At 40.0% G+C, this 255-nt stretch carries 1 protein-coding gene; it reads left to right on the forward strand.

Annotation, left to right across the window (positions count from 1 at the left end):
• Positions 1–28 precede the first annotated feature (28 nt).
• On the forward strand, positions 29–255 hold a 227-nt coding region (locus LB467_RS18920), incomplete at its 3' end, for a DUF84 family protein (protein ID WP_224475692.1).

Here is a 255-nt window from a genome sequence, read left to right on the forward strand (position 1 = left end):
TCTACTTTTACATTCACTTAAAGAAGATATGGACAAAAAAGTTATTATTGCTTCCAAAAATCCTGTGAAGTTAAAGGCCGTAAAAGAAGGATTCACCAAAATGTTTCAGGAAGAGACCTTCAATTTCAAAGGTATTTCAGTACCCTCAGGAGTGCAGGATCAACCTATGGAGGATGATACAACCCTGCGTGGTGCTCTTAACAGGGCAAACAATGCCATGGCCAAGGTTCAAAATGCAGACTATTGGGTGGGAAT

This window comes from Salegentibacter tibetensis, assembly GCF_020164485.1.
In the GTDB taxonomy this organism is placed as follows: Bacteria; Bacteroidota; Bacteroidia; order Flavobacteriales; family Flavobacteriaceae; genus Salegentibacter; species Salegentibacter tibetensis.